General features: G+C 61.0%; 25 protein-coding genes. 8 read left to right on the plus strand and 17 right to left on the minus strand.

What is annotated here, in order from left to right; genetic code table 11:
* Positions 1 to 8: 8 nt before the first annotated feature.
* From acpP to yceD, 7 genes are all read right to left on the minus strand, one after another.
* Positions 9 to 245 carry an acyl carrier protein gene (gene acpP, locus B6S08_RS03435; protein WP_014292450.1) on the minus strand — a complete coding sequence of 79 codons (237 nt, stop codon included), beginning with the start codon at positions 243 to 245 and terminating at the stop codon, positions 9 to 11.
* A 158-nt stretch (positions 246 to 403) separates the two neighbouring features.
* Positions 404 to 1138 (minus strand): 3-oxoacyl-ACP reductase FabG, encoded by a 735-nt coding sequence (fabG, locus tag B6S08_RS03440; protein WP_094199366.1) that lies wholly within the window; start codon positions 1136 to 1138, stop codon positions 404 to 406.
* 113 nt (positions 1139 to 1251) lie between these two features.
* Entirely contained in the window at positions 1252 to 2187 is a 936-nt protein-coding gene (gene fabD / locus B6S08_RS03445; RefSeq protein WP_094199367.1) for an ACP S-malonyltransferase, read from the minus strand.
* A gap of 11 nt (positions 2188 to 2198) precedes the next feature.
* On the minus strand, positions 2199 to 3158 hold the full coding sequence (locus B6S08_RS03450) for a beta-ketoacyl-ACP synthase III (RefSeq protein WP_094199368.1): 960 nt from the start codon (positions 3156 to 3158) through the stop codon (positions 2199 to 2201).
* 5 nt (positions 3159 to 3163) lie between these two features.
* Positions 3164 to 4174: a phosphate acyltransferase PlsX gene (gene plsX, locus B6S08_RS03455; protein WP_094199369.1), complete on the minus strand. Its 1011-nt coding sequence runs from the start codon at positions 4172 to 4174 to the stop codon at positions 3164 to 3166.
* Positions 4175 to 4184: 10 nt separating this feature from the next.
* Positions 4185 to 4355, minus strand: coding sequence for a 50S ribosomal protein L32 (gene rpmF, locus B6S08_RS03460; protein ID WP_014292445.1), 171 nt, complete (start codon positions 4353 to 4355; stop codon positions 4185 to 4187).
* 20 nt (positions 4356 to 4375) lie between these two features.
* Positions 4376 to 4897, minus strand: coding sequence for a 23S rRNA accumulation protein YceD (gene yceD, locus B6S08_RS03465; RefSeq protein WP_094199370.1), 522 nt, complete (start codon positions 4895 to 4897; stop codon positions 4376 to 4378).
* Between the two features lie 135 nt (positions 4898 to 5032).
* On the opposite strand from yceD, the gene B6S08_RS03470 reads away from it, so the two are divergent.
* Both B6S08_RS03470 and B6S08_RS03475 read left to right on the plus strand, forming a co-directional pair.
* A complete protein-coding gene (locus B6S08_RS03470; protein WP_094199371.1) occupies positions 5033 to 5611 on the plus strand; it encodes a Maf family protein in 579 nt (192 codons plus the stop codon).
* Positions 5612 to 5728: 117 nt separating this feature from the next.
* Positions 5729 to 6259: an REP-associated tyrosine transposase gene (locus tag B6S08_RS03475; protein WP_094199372.1), complete on the plus strand. Its 531-nt coding sequence runs from the start codon at positions 5729 to 5731 to the stop codon at positions 6257 to 6259.
* A 140-nt stretch (positions 6260 to 6399) separates the two neighbouring features.
* Here the strand turns inward: B6S08_RS03475 and B6S08_RS03480 are convergent, their stop codons facing one another.
* A complete protein-coding gene (locus B6S08_RS03480) occupies positions 6400 to 7041 on the minus strand; it encodes an HAD family hydrolase (RefSeq protein WP_094199373.1) in 642 nt (213 codons plus the stop codon).
* A complete protein-coding gene (rluC, locus tag B6S08_RS03485) occupies positions 7038 to 7988 on the minus strand; it encodes a 23S rRNA pseudouridine(955/2504/2580) synthase RluC (protein WP_094199374.1) in 951 nt (316 codons plus the stop codon). The genes B6S08_RS03480 and rluC overlap by 4 nt, the downstream gene beginning before the upstream one ends.
* A 333-nt stretch (positions 7989 to 8321) precedes the next feature.
* Between rluC and rne the strand changes: the two genes are divergently transcribed.
* The gene (gene rne / locus B6S08_RS03490; protein ID WP_094199375.1) at positions 8322 to 11255 is read left to right on the plus strand and encodes a ribonuclease E; all 2934 of its coding nucleotides are present in this window, start codon (positions 8322 to 8324) and stop codon (positions 11253 to 11255) included.
* A 70-nt stretch (positions 11256 to 11325) separates the two neighbouring features.
* Here rne and B6S08_RS03495 read toward each other — a convergent pair whose 3' ends face one another.
* Positions 11326 to 11814, minus strand: a complete 489-nt coding sequence (locus B6S08_RS03495; RefSeq protein WP_094199376.1) for a low molecular weight protein-tyrosine-phosphatase — start codon at positions 11812 to 11814, stop codon at positions 11326 to 11328.
* Between the two features lie 508 nt (positions 11815 to 12322).
* On the opposite strand from B6S08_RS03495, the gene pcaQ reads away from it, so the two are divergent.
* Positions 12323 to 13252 carry a pca operon transcription factor PcaQ gene (pcaQ, locus tag B6S08_RS03500; protein WP_094199377.1) on the plus strand — a complete coding sequence of 310 codons (930 nt, stop codon included), beginning with the start codon at positions 12323 to 12325 and terminating at the stop codon, positions 13250 to 13252.
* A gap of 12 nt (positions 13253 to 13264) precedes the next feature.
* On the opposite strand, the gene B6S08_RS03505 is transcribed toward pcaQ, so the two are convergent.
* The 7 genes from B6S08_RS03505 to B6S08_RS03535 all read right to left on the minus strand — a co-directional run bounded on the left by B6S08_RS03505 (position 13265) and on the right by B6S08_RS03535 (position 19461).
* On the minus strand, positions 13265 to 13495 hold the full coding sequence (locus B6S08_RS03505; RefSeq protein WP_094199378.1) for an ATP-binding protein: 231 nt from the start codon (positions 13493 to 13495) through the stop codon (positions 13265 to 13267).
* Positions 13496 to 13652: 157 nt separating this feature from the next.
* Positions 13653 to 13808 carry a histidine kinase dimerization/phospho-acceptor domain-containing protein gene (locus B6S08_RS18375; RefSeq protein ID WP_169716343.1) on the minus strand — a complete coding sequence of 52 codons (156 nt, stop codon included), beginning with the start codon at positions 13806 to 13808 and terminating at the stop codon, positions 13653 to 13655.
* A 424-nt stretch (positions 13809 to 14232) separates the two neighbouring features.
* Entirely contained in the window at positions 14233 to 15213 is a 981-nt protein-coding gene (locus tag B6S08_RS03515; RefSeq protein WP_094199380.1) for an MBL fold metallo-hydrolase, read from the minus strand.
* A gap of 144 nt (positions 15214 to 15357) precedes the next feature.
* A complete protein-coding gene (locus tag B6S08_RS03520; protein ID WP_094199381.1) occupies positions 15358 to 16929 on the minus strand; it encodes an FAD-binding oxidoreductase in 1572 nt (523 codons plus the stop codon).
* 14 nt (positions 16930 to 16943) lie between these two features.
* Positions 16944 to 17582, minus strand: coding sequence for a hypothetical protein (locus B6S08_RS03525; protein WP_094199382.1), 639 nt, complete (start codon positions 17580 to 17582; stop codon positions 16944 to 16946).
* A 2-nt stretch (positions 17583 to 17584) separates the two neighbouring features.
* Positions 17585 to 17917 (minus strand): c-type cytochrome, encoded by a 333-nt coding sequence (locus B6S08_RS03530; protein ID WP_094199383.1) that lies wholly within the window; start codon positions 17915 to 17917, stop codon positions 17585 to 17587.
* Positions 17918 to 17991: 74 nt separating this feature from the next.
* A complete protein-coding gene (locus tag B6S08_RS03535; RefSeq protein ID WP_094199384.1) occupies positions 17992 to 19461 on the minus strand; it encodes an aldehyde dehydrogenase family protein in 1470 nt (489 codons plus the stop codon).
* A 430-nt stretch (positions 19462 to 19891) separates the two neighbouring features.
* Between B6S08_RS03535 and pcaDC the strand changes: the two genes are divergently transcribed.
* From pcaDC to B6S08_RS03555, 4 genes are all read left to right on the plus strand, one after another.
* A complete protein-coding gene (gene pcaDC / locus B6S08_RS03540; RefSeq protein WP_094199385.1) occupies positions 19892 to 21070 on the plus strand; it encodes a bifunctional 3-oxoadipate enol-lactonase/4-carboxymuconolactone decarboxylase PcaDC in 1179 nt (392 codons plus the stop codon).
* A gap of 1 nt (position 21071) precedes the next feature.
* A complete protein-coding gene (gene pcaH, locus B6S08_RS03545) occupies positions 21072 to 21770 on the plus strand; it encodes a protocatechuate 3,4-dioxygenase subunit beta (protein ID WP_094199386.1) in 699 nt (232 codons plus the stop codon).
* Between the two features lie 3 nt (positions 21771 to 21773).
* The gene (gene pcaG / locus B6S08_RS03550) at positions 21774 to 22373 is read left to right on the plus strand and encodes a protocatechuate 3,4-dioxygenase subunit alpha (RefSeq protein ID WP_094199387.1); all 600 of its coding nucleotides are present in this window, start codon (positions 21774 to 21776) and stop codon (positions 22371 to 22373) included.
* A 128-nt stretch (positions 22374 to 22501) separates the two neighbouring features.
* Positions 22502 to 23830, plus strand: a complete 1329-nt coding sequence (locus tag B6S08_RS03555; RefSeq protein ID WP_094199388.1) for a class-II fumarase/aspartase family protein — start codon at positions 22502 to 22504, stop codon at positions 23828 to 23830.
* Positions 23831 to 23880 lie beyond the last annotated feature (50 nt).

The following is a 23880-nucleotide window of genomic DNA, read 5'->3' on the forward strand; positions in this document are numbered from 1 at the left end:
CAGGTTTGTTATTCCTGGTTGGCGTTGATGTAGTCGATCGCAGCCTGAACGGTGGTGATCTTTTCCGCTTCTTCGTCAGGAATCTCGGTATCGAACTCTTCTTCCAGAGCCATTACCAGTTCAACGGTGTCCAGGGAATCCGCGCCCAGATCATCAACGAAGGAAGCTTCAGACTTTACTTCTTCTTCCTTAACGCCCAGTTGTTCTACGATGATTTTCTTTACGCGTTCTTCGATGTTGCTCATGACCAGTATTTTCCTTTAGAAATACGCAAGTGCGTGTCGTTGCGGTAGTGTATTAAAATAACGGTGGTTTGCAAGCCTGTTTGGGGCTGGTCTAACCAGAATTCATACGAAAAACGCCGCATTTTCCGCCAAACAGGTGCCAACTGCCGTGATTTTCATCACACCATGTACATGCCGCCGTTAACGTGCAGCGTTTCGCCGGTAATATAACCGGCTTCATCCGACGCCAAAAAGGCAACGGCGGATGCAATCTCTTTGGGGTCGCCCAGGCGCTGAGCCGGAACCTGTGACAAGATACCGGCTCGTTGCTCGTCATTCAATGCGCGCGTCATGTCGGTTTCAATAAAACCGGGGGCCACCACGTTCACGGTAATGCCACGGGAAGCCACTTCGCGGCCCAGGGACTTGCTGAAGCCAATCAGGCCCGCCTTGGCGGCGGCGTAGTTGGCCTGGCCGGCATTGCCCATGGTGCCCACTACTGAGCCGATAGTCACAATGCGGCCAAAACGCTTTTTCATCATGGTGCGCAGCACCGCCTTGGACAGGCGGAATACCGAGGTGAGGTTGGTGTCGATAATGTCCTGCCACTCCTCGTCCTTCATGCGCATCATCAGGTTGTCCCGGGTGATGCCGGCGTTATTGACCAGCACGTCGATGTCACCAAAGCGCTCCTTGATGGTGGCCAGAGTGGCTTCGAGGGACGCAGAATCGGTCACGTTCAGCACCAGGCCGGCACCCTTGTCGCCCAGATAGGCGCTGATCGCCTCGGCACCCTTTTCGCTGGTGGCGGTGCCGATCACGGTGGCGCCACGCTCAGCAAACAGTTCGGCGGTGGCCCGGCCGATGCCACGGCTGGCACCGGTCACCAGGACTACTTTACCGGAAAAACTCATATTCACTCCTTAGACTGCAAACAGGGCGGGCATTAACGATGGGTCAGGTTAGTGACGCCCGCCACTCTTTACCAGGGGTTTTACATGAAGCCGTGCTTCACGTCATAAAGCGATTAACCGTTAACTGCGGTCAGGGCCTTTTCCAGGCTGGCGTCGTCGTTGACCGCCAGGCCTTCCACCCGCTTGTCGATGCGCTTGGCCAGGCCGGTAAGCACCTTGCCCGGCCCCACTTCCAGCGCCAGGGTCACGCCCTGCTCGGCCATGGTTTCCACGGTTTCGGTCCAGCGCACCGGGCTGTACAGCTGACGCACCAGGGCATCTTTAATGGCGGCGGGATCGGTCTCGGGCTTGACATCCACGTTGTTGATCACGGGCACGGCCGGGGCGTTAAAGCTCATGGCGCCAAGCGTCTCGGCCAGCTTGTCGGCGGCGGGCTTCATCAGCGCGCAGTGCGAGGGCACGCTCACCGGCAGCGGCAGCGCACGCTTGGCACCGCTTTCCTTCATCAGGGCATTGGCCCGCTCTACCGCGGCCTTGTTGCCGGCGATCACCACCTGACCCGGGGAGTTGAAGTTGACCGCTGACACCACGTCGCCTTCGGCGGCCTTTTCGCAGTTGGCAATAATAGTGTCATTGTCGAGGCCGATAATGGCGGACATGGCACCGGTGCCTTCGGGCACGGCATCCTGCATCAGTTTACCGCGCAGCTCAACCAGCTTGACGCCGTCGGCCAGGCTCAGCACACCGGCGCACACCAGGGCGGAATATTCGCCCAGGCTGTGACCGGCCATCATGGCGGGCTCTGCCCCGCCCTGCTGTTGCCACAGGCGGTACAGGGCCACGGAGGACGTCAGCAGCGCCGGCTGGGTGCGCCAGGTTTTGTTCAGCTCTTCCGCCGGGCCGTTCAGCACCAGGGCGGCCAGATCATAGCCCAGGGCATCGGAGGCCTCGGCAAAGGTGGCTTTCACGATGTCGTGATTGGCCAGCACATCGGCCAGCATGCCCACGGTCTGGGAGCCCTGACCGGGAAAGGTAATGGCAAAAGACATGGTAATTCCTCTTAAAAACGTACCAGGGCGGAGCCCCAGGCAAAACCGCCGCCAAAGGCTTCCAGCAGCACCAGCTGGCCGCGCTGAATGCGACCGTCGCGCACCCCTTCATCCAGGGCGATGGGCACACTGGCCGCCGAGGTGTTGCCGTGCTTGTCGAGGGTCAGAATGACGCGCTCGATGGGCATGTTCAGCTTGCGGGCGGTGGCGTTGATAATACGGTAGTTGGCCTGATGCGGAACCAGCCAGTCGAGTTCCGACTTGTCGATGCCGTTGGCTGCGAGGGTCTGGGTCACGATGTCGCTCAAACGGCTTACTGCCACCTTGAACACTTCGTTGCCCTTCATGTGCATGTAGGCATCCATTTCGGTGCCGGTCACGCCACGCTGACGGTGTGGCAGCTTGAGCAGCTCGCCGTAGGCGCCGTCGGCATGCAGGTGGGTGGACAGAATGCCCGGCTCTTCGCTGGCCCCCAGCACCACGGCACCGGCGCCGTCGCCAAAGAGAATAATGGTGGAGCGGTCTTCCGGATCGCACATGCGCGACAGGGCGTCGGCACCAATCACCAGCACGTGACGGGCCTGACCGCTCTTGATGAACTGATCCGCCACGCTCAGGGCGTAGCTGAAGCCGGCGCAGGCGGCGGCAAGGTCAAAGGCCGGAATGCCGGGCACATTCAGCATGGCCTGCACTTCACAGGCGGCGGCCGGAAAGGCATTGTCGGCACTGGTGGTGGCCAGCACTATCATGTCGAGCTGGCCGGCTTCGATACCGGCGGCTTCCAGGGCGCGCAGGGCGGCGCCGTAAGACATGGTGGCCACGGTTTCTTCGGCACCGGCAATGCGGCGCTCGCGAATGCCGGTGCGCTCTACAATCCACTGGTCGCTGGTTTCAACCATGCGTTCCAGGTCGGCGTTGGTACGCACATCCTGTGGCAGGTAGCTGCCGGTTCCCAAAATTTTACTGTTCATAGGCGTTATCTTGCGTGACTGTCCTGAGGGGCAGTATCGAAACGATGCGCAATTCTGGCAGGTAGCCCGTGCTCGATCTCGGCAACGGCCTGCAGAATCGCATTCAAGAAGGCGGGTGATCCTGCGCTCCCGTGGCTTTTTACCACACTGGAACGCAATCCTATCAGACTGGCGCCATTATACTGGTCTGGGTTCAGATGAGAAAGTCGCCGTTTTACCCAGAAAGCGAGCAGTTTCCACCAGAAGCCCCGCTTTTTACCTGCCCCCAGCAGCAGCCGGGCCACACCCTCGCTGGTTTTGAGCGCCACGTTACCGACGAAGCCGTCACAGACAATGACATCGGCCTTGCCGGTAAAGAGATCATCCCCTTCCACATAACCGGTATAGTGCAGCTCGGGCAACTCCTTCAGGCGGCGGGCCGCCTGGCGCACGGCATCGTTGCCCTTGTTCGCCTCGGCGCCCACATTCAGCAGCGCCACGCGAGGACGCGACTGCGACAGCACATGGCGTGCCACCGCATCGCCCATCAGCGCGAACTGTACCAGCTGACCGGCATCACAGCACACGTTGGCGCCCAAATCGAGCAACAACGCATGACCGCCGCCGGCCTGGGGCAGACGGGTGATCAGCGCCGGCCGGGCCACGCCCGGCAGGGTGTGCACCACCCGCAACGCCAGTGCCATCAGGGCGCCGGTGTTGCCGCCACTCACGCACGCCTGGGCCTCGCCCCGGGCCAGGGCCTCAAGGGCCTGCCGCATGGACGAATCGGTCAGGTGACGCAGGGCGTAACCGGCCTTGTGCTCATTGGTGACCTGTTGGGTGCAATAGTGCACCTGCACTCGAGGATGGGAGCTCAGGTGGTGGCGTTCAAGCCAGGGGGAAAGCGCCGTCCGGGACCCGAACAACATCAGCTTGAGGTCGGGCAGAAGCGACAGTGCCTGCGCGGCGGCAGGCACTGTAACTGAAGGGCCGAAATCGCCCCCCATCATATCAAGCGCAACGGTCAGCTGCGGCAAGAGGCAACCCTTACTTGGCGATTACCTTCTGGCCACGGTAGAAACCATCGGCAGTCACGTGGTGACGACGATGAGTTTCGCCAGTGGTCTGGTCTACAGACAGGTTGGCAGTGCTCAGGGCATCGTGTGAACGACGCATACCACGCTTGGAACGGGTTTTACGGTTCTGTTGTACGGCCATTTGACCTACTCCTAAATCAGTTACTTGCGTTTTAATTCTTCCAGAATCGCGAAAGGATTCGGACGTTCTTCGGCTTCGGGAATGTCGCCATAACTCAGATCATACTTGCCTTCGGCACAGTGCTCATTTTCATGAGCCGGCACCAGCGGCAGGGCGAGAATGAGTTCATCCTCAATGATCTCAACCAGGTTAACTTCCCCGAATTCATCTGCCTCGAACGTCTCGTACGCTTCCGGCAGCTCCGGCGCCTCGGCGTCTCGACGCAAAGGCGTGTACGTAAACTCGGACTCTATGGTGGTGTCGAACAGCTCGTTACAGCGCTGGCACTGAAGGGCGATCTGTGCGCGGGCATGACCCGTCATCACACGAAGCCCCTGGGCATCGGTGCCAAAGCTCAGAGATGCGTCGATATCACCATGGATACCTTGGGTCGACTCCGCCAGTCTGGGCATCAGTTCTGCGGCATAAACACCCTGATAATCCAGGCGTTTATTGGCGCAGCGAGCGGGGTCTACCTTGATGGGCAACTTTACCTTTTCCATAAGGCGCGCATATTATAGCGCCACTCCCCCGGAGTCAAAGGGAAAATGTGGCCATTACCCCGCGCGTGATTTGTCTCACCGGGCCCTGCGGGGCTAGAATCGGCGCTTTCCTTTAATTTACTGCGGAGTGCTACCATGCCGCCCCTGATCCTCGCCTCTTCCTCCCCTTATCGCCGCGCCCTGCTGACACGTCTGGGGCTCACCTTTGACTGTCACAGCCCGGACATCGATGAGTCCCCCCTGCCCGGCGAACGCGGCGACGCCCTTGCCCTGCGCCTGGCACGGCAAAAGGCGGCTGCGGTGGCCGCCCACTATCAGCACGGCCTGGTGATTGGCTCGGATCAGGTTTGTGTGAATGGCGACAAATTACTGGGCAAGCCCGGCACCATCGAAAAGGCCCGGGAGCAACTACTGGCCGCCGCCGGCAAGCGCGTGTCTTTTTATACCGGCCTGTGTCTGCACGACATCGGCTCGGGCCAAAGCCGCGCATTGGTTGAGCCCTTTCACGTGCACTTTCGCCCACTCACCGCCGCACAGATTGATCGTTACCTCGAGCAGGAGCCGGCCCTGGACTGCGCCGGGGCCTTCAAGTGCGAAGGCCTTGGCATCAGCCTGTTTGAACGCATGGACGGCCGTGACCCCAACAGCCTGGTGGGCCTGCCGCTGATCGCCCTGGTGGATGCGCTGGCGGAATTCGGAGTGGAAGTGCCTTAACGCCGGAAGGGCCAGGTTGGCAATAAGCGCAGCGAATTCCAACAGCCCGCCGGCGGCTTCTTGTTGTGGTTCGCTTCAACCAACTATGCTTGTCTGATCCCATCCTGAGGTCTGGATATGCAGTACCGGCGCATGTGGCGACAAGGTGGTACCTTTTTCTTTACGGTTACTCTGGCGGATCGGCGCCGGGCCTTGCTGACCGAGCACATCACGCTATTACGCGAAGCCTTTCGCCGGGTGAAACGCCGCCACCCCTTTGAACTTGACGCCATCGTCGTGTTGCCGGAGCACCTGCACGCCCTTATGACGCTGCCCAAGGGCGACACCGATTACGCCAAGCGCTGGCACCTGATCAAGTCCGGTTTTTCCCGTCGCCTGCCCGCCACGGAATGGCGCAGTGACAGCCGCCAGCGCAGGAGGGAACGGGGGATCTGGCAGCGTCGTTACTGGGAACATCTGATCCGTGACGAAAGGGATTTCCGCCATCACATGGATTACATTCACTATAACCCGGTAAAACACGGTTATGTGAATGCGGTAAAAGACTGGCCCTACTCCAGTTTTCACCGTTATGTGCGGGCCGGGCTGTTACCGGAAGACTGGGCGGGGTTGTCGGCAGAGCAAGCAACCCGCCAATACGGAGAGTAGCAACGGAATATTCGCCGGAGGTGAACCGTAGGTTGGCAATGAGCGCAGCGAATTCCAACAACCCGCCGGCGGCTTTATGTTGTGGTTCGCTCCGCTCATCACAACCTACCAGGGTTGATGCCAAACATGGCGTTGTTACTTCACAGCCACTTCGGCAAATGACGAATATCATCGATCAGCGCCACCGGCGTGTGGGCGCCGAGCTGGTCGCGGTTATGCACGCCATAGGTAACGCCGATGCGGTCCATGCCGATGGCTTCGGCCATGGCCAGATCGTAACTGGAATCTCCCACCATTACCGCCTGCTCCGGGGCCAGGCTGAGCTCGTCCAGAATTTGGGCCAGCATCAGCGGATCCGGCTTTGAACGGGCCTGATCCGAGCCCCGCAGGGCATGGAACAAATGGCCGAGGCCGGTTTCATCCAGTACCCGGTCCAGCCCCACACGCTGTTTGCCGGTGGCCACCGCCAGCCGATAACCGCCCTGGTGCAGGCCGGCCAGGGTGTCGGCGGCCCCCGCAAACAGCGGTGAGGGCGTGGTGTTCAGCTCCAGATAATGGCGGCGGTAGGCCAGCAATAACGCATCGCTCTCGGCCTGGGACAGCTCACCAAAGAGAATGGGAAATGCCTTGTACAGGCTCAAGCCGATAATATGGCGCACCGCCTCGTCCGTGGGCACCGGCTGCTCGCAGTCGAGGGCCGCCGCCTGCATACAGGAGACAATGCGTGCCACCGAGTCCATCAGGGTGCCGTCCCAGTCAAAGATCACCAGCTCGTATTTCATGAGGTCGCCATTCTCGTCAGCAGTTTTTTCAGGGCCGGCTCCAGGGGCGCCTCCAGCGTCATGACTTCTTCCCTGCCCGGATGATAAAAATGAATGCGGCAGGCGTGCAGGAACAGCCGCCCCAGCCCCTCGCCCTTCATTTTTTCGTCAAACTGGCGATCGCCGTATTTGTCGTCGCCGGCGATGGGGTGGCCCGCATGCAGGGTATGCACCCGAATCTGGTGGGTACGACCGGTCACCGGGCTGCATTCCACCAGGGTGGCGCCATCAAACTTCTGCACGATGCGAAAACGGGTTTCCGACGGTTTGCCTTCCCGATCCACCTTGACGATGCGTTCGCCCGAAGCCAGCTCGTTTTTCTTGAGCGGCGCCTTCACCACCTTCTGATGCGGCTGCCACTGGCCGCGCACCAGCGCCAGGTAGTGCTTGTCCATGGTCTTTTCCCGCAGCTGCTCATGCAGACTGCGCAGCATGCTGCGTTTTTTGGCCACCAGCAAAATCCCGGAGGTGTCGCGGTCGAGCCGGTGCACCAGCTCGAGGAACCTGGCCTGGGGCCGCAGGGAGCGCAGCCCTTCAATCACGCCAAAGCTGAGCCCGCTGCCGCCATGCACCGCCATGCCCGAGGGCTTGTTAAGCACCAGCAGGGCGTCATCCTCATAGATAATGGCGTTTTCCAGCCCCTGCACGGAGTCGAGCTTGGCCGAAGGCAGCACGTCTTCCCGCTCGGCCACCCGCACCGGCGGCACGCGGATCACGTCGCCGGCCAGCAATTTGTATTCCGGTTTGATGCGCTTTTTGTTAACCCTAACCTCACCCTTGCGCAAAATACGATAAATCAGGCTTTTGGGAACGCCTTTGAGCTGAGTCCGTAAAAAGTTGTCGATGCGCTGCCCTTCATGCTCAGCCTCTATGGTGAGCAGCCGCACGCTTTGATGGTCTTGTTTCATGGCGGTGATTCTACCACCGAAGCCGGTGTTTTTGCTGCAAAAATGGTGCCTTGCTAAGGCTGTGGGTAAAGTGTGATAATGCGTGAGTTTTTCGTGTCTTCCCGGTTGGGGGGACACACACCCAAACCCCGGTATAACCGTTTGGTTCGCGACCTTTGGGCTCTCTCCCTTATGACGTGATACACCTGAAAAATGCGCCTCATGCGTAGCCAGCCGGGAGGCTGTAATGACTACGCTGACAGACTCGAGGCCGGTGTCAGTCGGAGCCGGATGGTCAATCCGGGTAACACGACCACTGTAAAAAACAGTAAAAACATATAAAAAGAGTACTCAATGAAAAGAATGTTGATTAACGCAACCCAGGAAGAGGAGTTGCGCGTTGCCCTGGTGGACGGGCAAAGGCTGTATGATCTCGATATTGAAAGCCCCGGCCACGAGCAGAAAAAAGCCAACATCTACAAAGGCAAAATCACTCGGGTCGAACCCAGTCTGGAAGCCGCCTTTGTTGACTACGGCGCCGAACGCCACGGCTTTCTGCCCCTCAAGGAAATCGCCCGCAACTATTTTCCCTCCGGTTACACCTATCAGGGCCGCCCCAATATCAAGGAAGTGGTCAAGGAAGGTCAGGAAGTCATCGTCCAGATCGACAAGGAAGAACGTGGCAACAAGGGCGCAGCCCTCACCACCTTTATCAGCCTGGCCGGCTCCTACCTGGTACTGATGCCCAACAACCCCCGCGCCGGTGGCATCTCCCGCCGCATCGAGGGTGACGAACGTACCGAACTGAAGGAAGCCCTGTCCCGCCTCAAACTGCCCGACGGCATGGGCCTGATTGTGCGCACCGCCGGTGTGGGCAAGTCCGGCGAAGAGCTGGAGTGGGATTTGAACGTACTCAAAACCCACTGGACCACCATTCAGGAGGCTGCAGAAAGCCGCCCCGCTCCTTTCCTGATCCATCAGGAGAGCAACGTGATTGTGCGCGCCATTCGCGACTACCTGCGCCGGGACATCGGCGAGATCCTGATCGACAACCCCACCGTGTTTGAACGTGCCAAACAGCACATTCAGCTGGTACGTCCCGACTTTATCAACCGGGTCAAGCTGTATGAGGGCGACGTGCCCATGTTCAGCCACTACCAGATTGAGAGCCAGATCGAGTCGGCCTTTCAGCGGGAAGTACGCCTGCCCTCCGGCGGCAGCATTGTCATCGATCCCACCGAAGCACTGACTTCCATCGACATCAACTCCGCCCGCGCCACCAAGGGCGGCGACATTGAAGAAACCGCGCTGCAGACCAACCTGGAAGCGGCCGAGGAAATTGCCCGTCAGCTGCGCCTGCGCGACCTGGGCGGCCTGGTGGTCATCGACTTTATCGACATGACCCCGGTGCGCCACCAGCGCGAAGTGGAAAACCGCCTGCGCGACGCCGTACGCCAGGACCGTGCCCGCATTCAGCTGGGCCGTATCTCCCGCTTCGGCCTGCTGGAAATGTCCCGTCAGCGCCTTCGTCCGTCTCTGGGCGAGTCCAGCACCCATGTGTGCCCTCGCTGTCTGGGTCAGGGCACTATTCGTGACAACGAATCCCTCGCCCTCGCCATTCTGCGCCTGATCGAGGAAGAAGCCCTCAAGGACAACACCGGGCAGATCCACGCCCAGGTGCCGGTGGACGTGGCCGCCTACCTGCTCAACGAAAAGCGCAAGTCCATTGCCAACCTGGAGAACCGCTACAAGGTCGACATCTTCATCATTCCCAACGAGCAGCTGGAAACGCCGCACTTCGACGTGACCCGAGTACGCAGCAGCGACGTGGAAGAGGTCACCAGTTTTGAGCTGAAGACCGAGGTGGAGCAGCCGGTTTACCAGCCCCGCCAGCATCAGGCCAAGCCCAAGAGCGAACAGCCGGCCCTGCAGGGCTTTTCTGCCCCGGCCCCGGCACCGGTGGCACCCAGCCGTCCCGAGCCGCAGCAAGCCCAGCCTCAGGTTCGTCAGCCCGGTCTTCTGAGCCGCCTGTTCTGTACCATTGCCGGCTGGTTCAAGGCCCCGGAGCAGGCCGAAACCACCGCGTCTGAGCCGGCCCCGGCCAAGCCCGAGCGTGGCAACCGCAACCAGCGTTCCGGCGAACGTCGGGATCGCCGCGAACGTGGCGATCGCCGCTCCAACAACCGTAATCGCAAGCCCCGCGACGAAGAGCGCAGCCAGAAGCCGGCCCCGGCCGCCGCTACTCAGGAGAGCAGTGAGCAGAAGCCTGAGCGCCCGCGTCGTGAGCGTCGCAAGCCCCGTCGCGAGCAGCAACAACCCGAGCGCGCCGCCCGCCAGCAGCAGGAGCAATCCCAGCCGGTCCGCGAGGTTGAAACGCCCCGCCCCGCCGAGGTGACCACCCAGCCGGAAGCCCAAAAAGAGCAGGCTCGCGAACAGGCCGTGGCCGAGCGCCGCCAGCGTCGTCAGCTGCGTAAAAAGGTGCGCCTGGACAGCGAAGGCCGCCCTCAGGAGCAGGCTACCGCCCCGGCAGAAAGCCAGGCTACCGAACAGGCCGAGGCCCCGACGCGCAAGGAGCAGCCCCGTACTCACCAGCGTGCCCCCAAGCGCAAGCGCATCAATGAAGACAGCCGTCGTCAGCGTCGTGAGGAAAGCATTGCGGCCCTGATCGCCGAGCAAGGCGCCGAAAAGTGGGTGGCCACCGAGCCGCAGCCCGAAGCCAAGCCTAAGCAGCCGGAAATGGCCGTTGAAGCCAAGGCAGAGGAGCCCAAGCAGCCGGAAGTGACCGTTGCAGCCAAGGCCGAGGAGCCCAAACAGCCGGAAGTGGCCGTAGCAACCACAGCCGAGGAGCCCAAGCAGCCGGAAGTGGCCGTAGAAACCACAGCCGAGGAGCCCAAGCAGCCGGAAGTGGCCGTAGAAACCACAGCCGAGGAGCCCAAGCAGCCGGAAGTGGCCGTAGCAACCACAGCCGAGGAGCCCAAACAGCCGGAAGTGGCCGTTGCAGCCAAGGCCGAGGAGCCCAAGCAACCGGAAGTGGCCGTTGCAGCCAAGGCCGAGGAGCCCAAACAGCCGGAAGTGGTTGCCAAAGCCCAACCCGAGGCCGCTGCCGGCCGTTACCTTGCCGCCCGCAAGGCATCAGCCCCCATGGCCAAGCCTGAGGTCGTGGAAGCCGTGCCCTATGTGAAACCGGACTACCCGCCCCTGGTGCGCCAGCCGATCGCCACCAGCGGCCGTCAGGGAGGCTCCGTCAACGCCCGCAACCAGGCCTCGGCTCCCATGGCCAAGCCCTGATTACGGCGCTAACGTAAAAAGGCTCCTTCGGGAGCCTTTTTTATTGCATCACTTAACGCCGCAGCTTGGCCTACGGCACCCGCAACGTCTTCAATACCCCGTCACACGCCGCTTCCACCAGATCCAGCACATGCTCAAAGCCCTGTTCACCGCCATAGTAGGGGTCCGGAACTTCCTGCTCGGGGCCGTTCGCATAGCTCAGCAGCAGTTTCACCTTGTGTTGGTGCTCCGGCGGACATAGCCGCAATAGATCTTCCAGGTTACTGCGATCCGCCGCCAACACCAGGTCAAAACGGGCAAAATCGTCCACCGTCACCTGGCGAGCCCGCATGCCGGAAAAATCATAGCCCCTCGCCTCTCCCGCCGCCCGGGCTCGAGCATCGGGTCCGGAGCCGGCGTGGTAGCCGATGGTACCCGCCGAATCGATGGTGAGATTCAGTCCGGCTTGGGTCGCCTTGTGACGAAACACCGCCTCGGCGGTGGGTGAGCGGCAAATATTGCCCATGCATATCATAAGAACACTAAATTTTTCTTTATATCTCAGATGATTGTCAGCCATTTAGCACTTTTCCTTGAAGTTTGCTAACAAAGATAACTTCCTAAATCTCTGTGATTTACTAAAGGACGCTGTTTCCTAAATCATGAACTAGCTGCCTCAACTATGACCTGAGCACCTGTAATGGACTCAGGAACGGGCATTCTGGCGTAAGCTCCATTAGGCGATAACCCACAACCATCAATGCCACAGTACGGAAGCCCTGCTGCAGCGAGTCAGGTACTTTAATAAGCACGATCTCACCATGTGCTGGGGGGGTTATGGAATGAATGGCCAAAATTTAGAGCACCATCCGGATCAGTTATTCACTCATAGCCTCTCAAATAAAACTACCAGTCTTCAGCTCGAAGTCCGTCACTGTCTTCAACTTGGTAATATGATACCGTCGCTCGTCAGCTGTGCGAAGAGAGTACTCACGCTCGCCCAAACGAGAATGACAACCTCCTTGTACGGGTATAAATATTATGTTCTCCCGGTCACAGAAGCTGCCTATCCATAAACTGAGGCTCAAATGATAGAGAATCGGATCAAGTTCCGTCACTTGCAATGCTTTATTGAAGTTGCCCGCCAGAACAGCGTCAGCCGAGCTGCCGATGTCCTGTCGCTGACCCAGCCTGCCGTATCCAAGAAGCTGAAAGAGCTGGAAGACATGCTGGAAGTACAGCTGCTGAAGCGTAGCAAGAAAGGGGTTGAGCTCACCCAGTTTGGCGAGGTGTTTCTCAGGTACGCTGGGGCCAGCATGACTGCCCTGCGCGAGGGCACCGAATGCATAGTGCAGGCGCAGCTGAAAGGAAAAATGCGGCTCAGCATTGGCGTGCTACCCACCGTCGCCGCCAGCGTATTACCCAAGGCCGTCATGCATTTCCGCACTTCGGGAATGGATATCACCCTCAACCTTGTCTCCGGCCCCAATACCCTGCTGCTGGGCCAATTGCGGGTCGGTGAGCTCGATTTAGTGGTCGGCAGACTGGCCGAACCGGAGCTGATGACAGGACTGTCGTTCCAGCATCTTTATTCGGAACGTATTACCTTTGTGGTCCGCCCCGGCCACCCCCTGCTGGCAAGCAACCCCTTCAATATCCGCGATATCCGCCACTTCAACGTGCTCTTTCCCACCAAGGAGTCCATTATTGCCGTCTCGGCCGAGCGCTTCCTGATCTCCCGGGGCGTGGGTCTGTCACCAGATCGCATTGAAACCATCTCGGACTCCTTCAGTAAGGAATATATTCGCCAGAGCGATGCCATCTGGATCATTTCCCGAGGCGTGGTGGCCAGGGAAATAGAGGAAGGCGAGCTAATGGAGCTGCCGCTGGACACTCGGGAAACCCTGGGACCAGTTGGCCTGACCGTTAGGGCCGATACCATTCCCTCCCCGGCACTTCAGCTATTTATGAACAGTGTGCGCCACGCAGCGGAAGCCATCGGCGAAAAAGGACACTGAGGAGCTGCCCCGTCAGCCTCTGGTCACCGGCAGGGCCAGAATGCCGTCAATCCCCTGATAAGGGTTGCGCTCCATCGAAAAACAGCTATTAGAGTGCTCGGTAATGGCCTCCACTATGGTCAGGCCCAGCCCCTGGCCCTTGAGCGATAACGAGGGAGCATTTTTCCCGCCGCTCGTCCCCCGGCCAAAGTCCCGCATCCGGAATGCGGCCCGGTTGGCGGTGACCGCCAGACTCAGCTCCACCAGCTGGCCGGCCGAGTATAGCGCAGGGCATTGTCGACCAGGTTACGCAGGGCCTCGGGGATCGCCAGCCACGTTTCCGTACCGGATAGGCTCAGGCGCAGTCACTGCCGCGCGGCTTCCGGCAAATCCGCCAGCGCCTCGCTCACCACGTCTCCGATCAGGCTATGAGGCTGGCCAGCTTGCCGGCCACCTGCAGGTGTGTCTTGATGCCGGTGAGCGGGGTGCGAAACTCGTGGGCGGCCTGGCTGGCAAAACGCTGCTCCCGCCGCACCGTGCCGGCGGTGCGCCGCAACAGCTGGTTAAGGATCGACATGGTGCAGGGCCTGCCCCGTCCCGATATGATGGCGGAGGTAATGGGTGGTCCCAAGCCCGAACAACTTGAACGGGCCGTTGACCAGAGCCAGGAGGTTTATATGAAGCAAAAGAGGACGCCCTGCAACGGGGCCGGGCCAATGTCCGCAACCTATTGTGCCCGCTGCCCGACGCCGAAATTGAGCTGGTGGTCAACGGACCGGCCATCGGTGCGCCCCTGACCATCGAGGATGATCAAATCCGCGCCCGTCTGGTGCAGTGTCAGAACAGACTGACGCCCCGGCGGAACTCAGCCGGGTGCCGGCGGTGATCCGGCACCTAGTGCAGCGCCAACAACAGGGCTGGAGCTATTTCACGCCTGAGTGCACCCAACGAAGGAACAGGGCGCTATGCGTCCTGTTTATGTAATACCAACATAAAGCGGCTTATTCGTAGATATCCAGATCCTGGGCCAGTACAAATTTGCCATCGTAGTGCTTGGCCAGCTCTGCCACCATGTCTTCATCTGTGCTGCCGAAGAACAGCGGGTGGTTCATCACCAGCAGGCCGGGCTTGACCTCCCTGGCGATCTCGGCCAGCTGACTAGTGCTGGTATGGGCATGATACATGTACTTCTGCCAGTCTTCCGGCATGCGGGAGATGGCGCCCTCGTGCATCACTTCGTGGATCAGAATGTCGGCGCCGCGGAAGTGCTCGTAGTTGACTTCATCCTTACGGGTATCACCGCTGATCACTATGGTCTTGGTGGGAGTTTCCACCCGGTAACCGAACGACATGTCCGCATCCCAGCTGCCGTGGGGCACCCGGAACGCCTTGATGGTGACCTTGTCATCCTGGTGCACGATCTGGGTTTCGCTGATCTCGGTCACTTCACCCTTGTAACCATCGGCATTGGCCGGCTGGGTGCCATACAGACGATGGTCGATATCATCCTGGAAGGCTTTCAGGGTGTTGTCGACCAGGCCTCGGGTGCCTTTGGGGCCGATCACCTGCAGGGGCTGATCCCGGCCCAGCACCCAGGGCCGCAGCAGCAGCTCGGGCAGGCCCAGCACATGGTCGGAATCGAGATGGGTAATAAATACCTTGTTCAGGCCACCATACATGGAGTCATTGGTGAACATCACGTCCTGAGGCATAAAGTCCTTGCCGGACAGCGCCTTGAGGTTGCGCACAAAACCGGGGCCGGCATCAAACAGGTACATTTCCTTGTCAACCACCACCAGAATTGCCTGGCCGGCGCGCTTGTGCTGCAGGGTGGGAGTACCGGTGCCCAGCATCACCACGTGGGTCTGGCTTTGCTCCTTGACCTCGGCGGTGGTGGCAGGCTGGTCCTCGGCCAGGACGACGGAGGGGGCCAGACCGGCCAAGGCCAGGGCCATAAACAGGGGCTTGAGGGTTCCTTTCATCTCGTTATTCCTTCATTTATTGCACGTACGAGTCCCACTTGGGACACAAAAAAGGCCGGAACAGAGGGGTGCCCGAAAGCGCAGCCCTGCCGTGCCGGCCGATCTTGTTCCATCAGGGTGCCGGGTGGCACCCTGATGGTCGGCTTACCAGTCGTTGAACTTGTCCAGATCGATGCCGGATTTGCCCGGGGCCAGGATATTGTTTGGATCCAGGGCCTTCTTCAGGGTGTGCTCCAGACGGCGCTTGACCGGACCGTAGCTCTGGGCCACTCGATCCATAAAGCGGGTGTTGACCCGGTACACGGCGTAGCCGCGCTTTTCAAACTCGTCGAGCAGCTCGTTGAAGCAGGCGTCGGCACGCTTGGTTTCTTCCGGGTTTGTACGATCATAGAGCACATCGATAACATGGTGCATGTCGCGCCAGCCCACAATGAACTCACCCACGTAGTCCAGGCCGTGTTTGTTGAGGATTTCTTTGGCCAGAGCATACTGCTTGTCGCACTCGCTGCCCCGGGCCTGGCTCACCGGCGCAAACCACATGGAGCCGCCACCCCCGCGCCAGTTGTACAGGCCGAACTCGCGCAAGTTGGGCACGCCGGACATCAGTTTGGCCCGGTAGGTAAAGGGCTCGGTGCCGCCGGCCTCTTCCTCGGTGATGATCTTCCCCTTGCCCAGTTGCTTCAGCGCCCCGGTCACGATATTCCAGTTCACTTCCACCTGCTCGGGGGTGCCGTACAGGGCGCAGTACACGTTCCAGGCCCCCAGGTGCTTGTCTTTCTGGATCTGCTTGAGAATGGCATCCGGGGTGGCGCCCGGTTCGCTGGTGTAGTCGGAACGACGCACCCCGGCGGTGGAAGCTTCCCACAGTACGCCGGCGATCACCACCGAGTTGGGGATCACCTGGTTGATACGCAGCGGACGGATAAACTCGACGATCTCGGCGATGTCGGTTTCTTCCTCAAACTGGATCTCAAAGGGCTTGATCACCGGCGGCTTGTGCATCAGCCAGAAACCCAGCTTGGTACAGATGCCGTAGTTGGCCTGGGTGAACATGCCATCCAGAGTCGGGCCGTAGCCCCACTTGAACACCTGCCAGGCGTTATCGCCTTCCACCCCGCCCATGCCGGTGCGATATACCTCACCGTTGGCCAGCACCAGCTCCATGCCGCACTGCATCAGGAAGTGCTCGCCGTAAGGGGTGTAGCCCACGCCGCGGTCCATGGTGTTGCCCAGGGGGCCGGCAATAGCGGATGGCGCCGAGAACGACAGCATCAGCGGCAGGTTATTTTCCTGGATGTAATCGTACAACTGCTGGTAGGTCACCCCCGGCTCAACCAGAGCGGTACCCAGCTCGGCGTCCACGTGGATGATCTTGTTCATTTTCTTCAGATCGAGAATGATCTGGCCGCGATGGTGGGGGGCGGTGCTGCCGTAACCAAAGTTGCGGCCGGTAGACACTGTCCACACCGGGACCTTGTGCTCGTTACAGATTTTGACCACGCCCTGCACCTGCTCCACCGTGGTGGCTGTGACGGCGGCGGAGGGCGCGTGCTCGGCATCTTCGCTGGGCATCATGATCTTGTTGTAAGGCTTGAGCTGGGCTTCTTCCACCAGCACATTGTCGTCCCCCAACAGGGCCCGGAACTTCTCGATGGCCTGATGGAACTCACCCTGTTCAACGTCGCGGGGCAATACCTTGTAGTCTTGTTCACTCATGAGATGGGTTTCCTTCAGGTCTCAATGGAAAATGAAACATAGTGGCCATGCGGAGCGGCGACCCGGGCCGGCGGCGCGGCGCGCAGGTAGCGCCGGCCCGGCTCCGGCGAGGCCAGGGCAAAGGCCAGGGCCGGTGCCCACTGGGGGCCGGCGGCCAGGATCTGCTCGCTGAGGGCACTCGGCTGGCTGCAGCCCTCGGTGAGGGCGGCAAACTGGCCGAGGCAGGCATTGGCGCCAGAACTGACCGACACCCGGTGACGGGACTGACCGCCCTCAGTGACGTGCTGACCAGACCAGTGCAGACGGGCGCCGGCGCTGCGAGCCAGGCTCAGGATCAGGGCGCCGCTGGCGTCATCCACCAGACCGATAATCCGCTCACCCCGGGCACCGTGCAGCCGCTGCTGCAGCTCGGAAAGAAATTCCATGTCGCTGTCGGTGCGCAGCAAGCTGACGCCCCGGGCAGCGGGATTGGCCTGTACGCCGGCCGCAAAGGCGGCCTCGGCATCGGCGCCGCTCACCAACATCAGCAGGGGTTTGCCGGCAGGGCTGCCGGCAACCGGACCGGCGCTGGCCAGACCGGCCCGGCCCAGGGTCAGGCCGGCCAGACCGCCCAGGGCCATGCCCTTGAGAACGGAACGACGTTCAATACTCATGCTTACTCCTTGGCCGGGGCCGGCAGCTGCTGAATGTATTCACCCACCTGCTGCAGCGAGGCATCATCGATAAAGGAAGCGGGAAAGGCCGGCATGGCGCGAAAGCCCTGACGCACGATGGCGGTGATATAGGCCGGCGGCAGACCACGGCCGGCCAGTACCGGGCCAATGTCGCCATTGGTGTCGTGGCAGTGGCCGCACACCTTCTGATAAACATGCTCACCACCTTTCCACTGACCATCGCCGCTGGCGCTGGCAGAAAAGGCAACCAGGGCTGACGGCAGCACCAGGGCGGCAATGGCAAGGGACCTTGCCTTGGAACGGATCACTGACATCTTGGATGCTCCTTGCTTGATATATTGGGTTGGCCGCGTTCCCCCGGCGCACCGAGGGAATGGCTCAGTGGCAATCAGAACGGATAACGGCGCGGCTCGTGCTGCACGGTGATCCAGTGATCGGTGGTGAACTCCTCGATGGCCCACTCGCCGTTGAAGCGGCCCAGACCAGAGCTCTTTTCACCGCCAAAGGCCGCGTTGGGCTCATCGTTGACCGGCATGTCGTTGATGTGGGTCATGCCCGCATGAATGCCCTGGGCAAAACGCACGCCCCGCTCCAGGCTGCCGGTGAACACAGCGCTGGACAGGCCGTAGTCGCTCTGGTTGGCCAGCTCCAGGGCGTGCTGCTCGTCCTGGGCCACCTGAATGCCCACCAGGGGGCCGAAGATTTCTTCCTTGGCGATGTCCATGTCGGCGGTCACGTTGCCGAATACATGGGGGGGCAGCACGTTGCCCTGGGGCTCACCGCCCACCAGCACTTCGGCCCCTTCCGCCTTGGCGGTTTCAATTTTCTGCAACAGGCCCTGCAGTTGCTTCTGGTTGATCACCGGACCCACCACGGTTTCGGGCTTGCTCGGGTCGCCATAGGGCAGTGCCTTGACCCGCTCGGTGTAACGGCGGGTGAACTCCTCGGCCAAGGGCTGCTCCACGATGATACGGTTCACCGCCATGCAGATCTGACCCTGGTGCAGGAACTTGCCCACCACGGCGGCGCTCACCGCCTGCTCCACGTCCGCATCGGCCAGCACCACGAAGGGGCTGTTGCCGCCCAGCTCCAGGGCCACGTGCTTGAGGTGCTTGCCGCCACTGGCCAGACGGCCGATATTGAGGCCGATTTCGGTGGAGCCGGTAAAGGAGATAAAGGCCGGTACCGGGTGCTCGACAAAGGCATCGCCGATGTCGGCGCCGGAGCCCACCACCACGCTGAGCACGCCGGCGGGCAGGCCGGCTTCTTCAAAAATGCGGGCAATCAGCAGGCCGCCGGTAACCGGGGTGTCGCTGGCGGGCTTGACCACCACGGCGTTGCCTAGGGCCAGGGCCGGCGCCACGGAGCGCTGTGTCAGGTGCAGGGGAAAGTTCCAGGGGCTGATCACGCCCACCACGCCCAGGGGCTTGCGATATACCCGGCTTTCCTTGCCCGGCACGCCGCTGGGCAGAATACGGCCGTGCACACGGGACGGAAAGCTGGCGGCTTCCAGGGTAATGGCACGGGCGGCGCCCCATTCGATCTGGGCCTTGATGCGGGTACTGCCCGACTCACGAATGATCCAGTCGACGATTTCATCCTTGCGCTGGTCGAAAATGGCAACGGCCTTGTGCAGTACGGCAGCACGAGCCGTCGGCGCCATGGCGGCCCAGCTGGCCTGGGCCTGGCGGGCCGCCTCGAAGGCTTCATTCATATCTTCCCGGGTCGCCAGATTCAGCTCCAGCAGGGTTTCCTGGGTAAAGGGGTTCTGCACCTGCAGCTTGCGCTCCGAGCTGCCCGCCCGCCAGTGGCCACCGAGGGGCTGCTGGTCGAAGTTCTGATAGGAACCGGTAGTCATAAACAACATCCTTCTAAACGTATCGTTTATCGCGGGCAACGGATACCAAATGACCGAGTGCCCAGAACAATCAATGAGCCACATTATTTACCGAGGGATCATGCTTGCGCCCCGCTCCCTTGGCATTGCTCAAATGTTATTTCAATGTTACTCACAAAGGTAATGTTCCATTAACGATATTTAAAATGAAATTATTGCCTTCACACATATCAAATTAAATATAGAAAGAAACCCTTTCTTCCTTTCGGCTATCCATTCACCTTGCCCATCATGCACTCGCAAGATTAGGCATTGTTTTGGTCAATCTTGTAACTGGCGCCAACACATTCCATTTTTGATATGGATAGGTCACAAATCCTTATTTTACATAACCATTACTTTAGGCAACATTGATACCTAGCGCCTTTACTTGCCAACACAGGTCAACACCATGACACAGACACTGGCTATCAACGGAGTTCAGCTCCACTACCAACTGGACGGGCCGGCCCATCTGCCGCTGCTGGTCTTTTCCAATTCACTGGGCACGGACCTGAGGGTCTGGGATCCCCTGCTTCCCCTGCTGGCAAACCATTTCCGCTTTCTGCGCTATGACAAGCGGGGCCACGGTCTGTCTGCCTGTCCTGCCGGCCCCTACCGGCTCGATGACCATATCGACGATCTGATCGGCCTGCTCGATGCCCTCGGGCTGGAGCAGGTGGCGCTATGCGGCCTCTCGGTGGGCGGCATGATCGCCCAGGGCGTGGCCGCCCGCCGGCCCGAGCTGGTCAGGGAACTGATCCTGTGCGACACCGCCCACAAAATCGGCCCGGCCCAGGGTTGGGAAGATCGCATTCAGGCCATTCGCCAGCAAGGTATCGAGGCCATTGCCGACGCGGTGATGGAGCGCTGGCTCGCCCCCGGTTTCCGCCAGCAGCGTCCCCAAGAGCTGGCACTGTGGCGCAACATGCTGGTGCGTACCCCGATGGAAGGCTATGTGGCCACCTGTGCCGCCATTCGCGACGCGGACCTGACCGACAGCAGCGCCCGCCTGACCCAGCCCACCCTGTGCGTGGTGGGCGATCAGGACGGCGCCACTCCCCCGGATCTGGTTAAAAGCACCGCCGATCTGATCCCCGACAGCCGCTTTGAAGTGATCACTAACGCCGGCCACCTGCCCTGCGTGGAGCAACCCGACGCCCTGGCTGGCCTGATCATTGGTTTTCTGGGAGAGCACCAGCCCGACCAGAGCCGCGTTGAGCTGGGCATGAAGGTGCGTCGATCAGTGCTGGGCAACGCTCATGTGGATCGGGCCGAGTCTCGCAAAACCCCCTTTGACGAGCCCTTTCAAACCTTTATTACCGAGGGTGCCTGGGGATCTGTGTGGAGTCGACCCGGGCTGAGCAAGCGGGATCGCAGCCTGCTGACCATCGCCCTGATGACCGCCCTCGGCCATGAGGAAGAGCTGGCCATGCACATTCGCGCCACCCGAAATACCGGCGCCAGCAAGGCCGAGGTGCTTGAGGTCTTGCTGCAAACCGCCGTATATGGCGGCGTCCCGGCCGCCAATACGGCGTTTAGCATCGCCAAGGACGTGTACAACGAACTCGAATCTCAAGAGGAGCAATAACATGAGCGACATGACTAAACGGGATTGGTCCAGCCATCCTGCCTTTATCTCCCCCGAATACAAGTCCTCCGTGTTGCGGGGCGCGTCTCAGAATCTGGTCCGGATCGACCCCGAGCTGGCCGAGCTGACCGGCCCGGCCTTTGGCGCTGAGGCGTTGGGACCGCTGGATCATGACCTTACCAGAAACGGCCGGGTTAATGGCGCCCCCTTGGGCGAGCGCATCGTGGTCACCGGCCAGGTGTTTGACGAGTTCGGCAAGCCGATTCCCAATACCCTGATAGAGGTATGGCAGGCCAATGCCGCTGGCCGCTATGTGCACAAGCGCGATCAGCACGATGCCCCGCTGGATCCAAACTTTCTGGGTGCCGGCCGCTGCCTGACCGATGCCGAGGGCCGCTACAAGTTCTACACCATCAAGCCCGGTGCCTACCCCTGGGGCAACCACCCCAACGCCTGGCGCCCCAACCACATTCATTTCTCCCTGTTCGGGCCGTCCATCGCCACCCGCATCGTGACCCAGATGTACTTCCCCGGCGATCCCCTGCTGGCCTATGACCCCATTTTTGAAAGCACGCCGGCCGGGGCCCGCGACCGCCTGATCAGCGAGTTTTCCCTAGACGTGACCGAAGAGGGTTTCTCCCTAGGCTATATCTTCAATATTGTGCTGCGTGGCGTGAACGCCACCCCTGTGGAGGCCTGAACCATGACCATGAAACAAACTCCTTCCCAGACCGTGGGTCCCTACTTCGCCTATGGCCTGACTGCCCAGCAGTATCATTACGACCACGGTCAGGTGGCCGGCAGCCAGCTGGTGCGGGGCGAGGTGCAGGGGGAGCGCATTCGTCTCACCGGCAAGGTCTATGACGGCGAAGGAGTGGCCATCGACGACGCCATGATCGAAATCTGGCAGGCCAATGCTGCCGGTCGCTTTAACCACCCGCTGGATCAACGCGAAGGCCGCCCCCTGGACCAGGGCTTTCTCGGTTTTGGCCGCTGCGGCACCGGCACCCGGGACGATCTGAGCTATGAGTTCAACACCGTTAAACCGGGCGCCGCCCAGGACGGTCATGCGCCTTTTATCACCCTGGTGGTGTTCCTGCGCGGTCTGTTGAGCCATGCTTATACTCGCGTCTACTTTGAAGATGAAGGCAGCGCCAACGACGTCGATCCGGTGTTGAACAAGGTGCCCGCCGCGCGTCGCCACACCCTGATTGCCCGCCGCAGCGAGACCGGCACCGGAGTGGAGTACCACTTTAACATTCATATGCAGGGCGACAAGGAAACCGTATTTTTCGACGTGTAATCAAAGCAGGGGCCTGAGTCGGACAAGGCTTGCGGCCTCTTTTTCTACCCCGATGTCCCCGGTGCCGGCCGGTTGCCGGTATGCTGACATCCTGACCGTCCCATCACGATTGCACAGCGAGACCATTCATGTTTTCCATTTCTCCGTTTGACTCCGCCCTGTTCCGTGAACTGTTGTCCGATGCCGAGGCCGCCCGCCTGCTGGGAGACGAGGCCCGCATTGCCGCCATGCTCAGGGTGGAGGGTGAGCTGGCCCTGGCCCAGGCCGACTGCGATCTGATCCCAGGCGAAGCCGCCACCGCCATTGCCCGGGCAGCCGCCGAGCTGACCCTGCCCGCCATCAAGCTAGCCAGCGGCACCGGTGCCGCCGGGGTGCCGGTTCCGGCCCTGGTCAAGGCCCTGAAACAGGCCCTGCCCGCCGAGCAGGCCCGCTGGGTGCACTTTGGCGCCACCAGCCAGGACATTGTCGATACCGCTTTGGTGCTCAATTGCCGGGAGCTGCTGACCCTCTTTGAACAGCGCCTGGCGGGTGTAGTCGAGCGGCTGGCCGGGCTGGCCCATGCTCACCGTCACACCCTGACCGCCGGCCGTACCCGCACCCAACAGGCGGTGCCGATGAACTTCGGCTTCAAGGTGGCCAACTGGCTAGCGCCCCTGCTGCGCCAGCAGGAGCGGCTGCAACAGCTGAAACCGCGCCTGTTCAAGGTGCAGCTCGCGGGAGCCGTGGGCACCCTGGCGGCCATGGGCGAGCGGGCCCCGGCCATTGCCGAGCGCCTGGCCGAACGGCTGGAACTGGCTCCCGGGCGCAACTGGCATACCCAGCGCGACAGCCTGGTGGAGCTAGCCGGCTGGCTGTCCATTACCACGGGCGTCCTGGGCAAGATCGGCCAGGACTGGCTCTGGCTGAGCCAGACCGAGGTGGGTGAAGTCACCTTTACCAATGGCGGTGGCTCTTCCACCATGCCCCAGAAGTGCAACCCGGTGAACGCCGAAATTCTGGTAGCCCTGGCCCGCCACAATGCCGGCCAGGTGGGCCAGCTGCATCAGGCCATGATCCAGGAGCACGAGCGCAGCGGCAGCGCCTGGACCCAGGAATGGCTGACCCTGCCCCCCATGCTGATAGGCACGGCGGTGGCCCTGCACCATGCCCGGGATGCCCTCGACCACCTGGTGGTGAACACCGCCCGCATGCAGGCCAATCTGGGGCTGTATAACGGGGTGATTTTTGCCGAAGCCGCCACCTTCGCCCTGGCCAAGCAGATGCCCCGGGATCAGGCCGCCGATCTGGTCAAGGCCGCCTGCCAGCAGGCCCTGAACGGAGATCAACACCTGTTTGCGCTGATTCAAGAGCGATGCGGGGTGGAATTGCAGCTGGACGAGCTGCAGCAACACCTGCTGGACGGCGGCGCCACCTCGGCCTGGTTTGACGATATCCTGAACACCGCCGAGCACAGCTGACCCGGGCATGGTGCCGCGTCGCCCCTCACTAGGGCGGCACGGCACCGCAG

The organism is Oceanimonas doudoroffii (assembly GCF_002242685.1).
Classification (GTDB): domain Bacteria; phylum Pseudomonadota; class Gammaproteobacteria; order Enterobacterales; family Aeromonadaceae; genus Oceanimonas; species Oceanimonas doudoroffii.